The sequence below is a fragment of the Rhodococcus sp. 05-2254-6 genome (assembly GCF_002258565.1).
Lineage (GTDB): Bacteria > Actinomycetota > Actinomycetes > Mycobacteriales > Mycobacteriaceae > Rhodococcoides.
Genome location: NZ_NOZF01000158.1, coordinates 1 through 1,689, shown reverse-complemented (window position 1 = coordinate 1,689; position 1,689 = coordinate 1). Strand labels below are relative to the sequence as shown.

Annotated in this window: 2 protein-coding genes; both read right to left on the bottom strand. The window is 65.6% G+C overall.

Features of this window, described 5'->3' with window-relative positions; translation table 11 throughout:
* Positions 1 to 426 (bottom strand): CobW family GTP-binding protein (locus CH256_RS22005; RefSeq protein WP_143536643.1); only part of this gene is annotated, 426 nt, incomplete at its 3' end.
* 11 nt (positions 427 to 437) lie between these two features.
* A complete protein-coding gene (locus tag CH256_RS22000) occupies positions 438 to 1,505 on the bottom strand; it encodes an N-acetylmuramoyl-L-alanine amidase (protein WP_068045925.1) in 1,068 nt (355 codons plus the stop codon).
* Between the last annotated feature and the right edge of the window lie 184 nt (positions 1,506 to 1,689).

Genomic DNA, 1,689 nt, shown 5'->3' with positions numbered 1-1,689 from the left:
GATCTCGGGATGCCGCACGCGGGTCTGCGGGAATTCCACGGCGTCGACGACCCCGACGAGCCCGCCGTAGACGATGAATTCGTTCTCGCTGCCCCGGACCATTCTGATGAGATTGCGGGGTTCGGCCAAGCCGCTGGCCTCCACCACGATCACGTCGATGGCGGACCGACGGTGTGCGAGGGCGTCGAACATCGCGTCCATGTCGCTGATGTCGACGGCGCAACAGATGCATCCGTTGCCGAGCGAGACCATCGAATCGACCTGGCCGGCCACGAGCATCGAGTCGATGTTGATCGCCCCGAAGTCGTTGACCACAACACCTATTCGGATACCGGAATCATTGCGCAACAGGTGGTTCAGCAGGGTGGTCTTGCCTGCGCCGAGAAAGCCCGCAACTATCACCACCGGAATTCGTCGACGCGCCACGGCGTCCGAGACTACCGGTCGGCGAGAATCTGCTTCAGCAGGCCTCGAGCGAACGTCGACACACTGCTCACGTTGTCCGGGGTCGCGAGTGCTTCCAGGCCGTCGACGCCCAACGCATTCACGTACGGGGACACGCTCTCGAGCAACCTGGACAACGCGCTGCGCCCCTCGTCCGCGGGGCCCGCGCCGCTGGGTGCTGCCGCAGACGCGGCGGTGTCGGTGGTGGCAGTCGCGGCGGGGGCAGCCGCAGGGGTGGTCGCGGCGTCCGTTGGGGTCGAGGGGGTTTCGGCCCCGAGGAGGTAGTCGATGATCCCCGTCGAGATGGCGATCGCATGCTCGAGCTGACCGTCCGAGCTCTCCAGCAGAGCTGCGTCGTCGGGGTTGGATCCGTTGCCCATCTCCACGAACACAAGAGGCACCGTGGTCAGCGCAGGACCGGCGACATCGGATCGCTCCTGTATTCCGTTCTCGACACCCGCGTAGTTCGCGGGCTCGAAGCCTGCGCGCACGTAGGAGTCTCGCATCAGCGTCGACGCCGAACGTCCCCCCTGGGACTGGGCAGCGTCGGCAGCGGCGCTCGGAATCGGCAGAGTGGGCACGATCAGATGGAACCCGTGCCTGTCGGTGTCGGTCGTCGTACTCGTGGAGTCCGCATGGATACTCACGGCCACGTCGGCCCCGGACTCACTGGCTGCCTTCGCCCTGTCGTCGACGCATCCGCCCCAGCCGGTGTCGTCTGCTCGACTCGTCTTCACCGTCGCACCCAGACTCTCCAGGCTCGATCGGACGAGCTCGCTGACTTTCCAGTTGATCGTGTGCTCGGGCACGCCGTCCACTGTGGTCATGCCGGTGGTCTGGCAATCCTTGGTGCCGCCCCGTCCGTCGTTCACCTGCCGCTGCAGATTCTCCGAGTGTGCGGTGCCCTGGTGACCCGGATCGAGGAACACTGTCTTCCCCGACAACTCCGTGCCTGCGGCGGGTGCCGTGCCGGCCGGTGCTGCCATGGCAGGCGCGGACACGAGCACCCCGGCACCGAGAATCCCGACGCACATCAGCGCCGTCACTACCGATCTGGTCATCGGTGCAGATTTCATAGCGTCTGGCGCAACGGTGGAACTCGCTGCGCAACTCCCCTCTCGACCCCTCGGACACCGCTGATCCGAGCGGGTCACCGCACCGCGGGGCACCACACGTCACAACAGACACTTGCGCCTCAAGTGAAGCAGATATTGCCGTCGACGCGTCTCGGGTGATCTTTCGTTA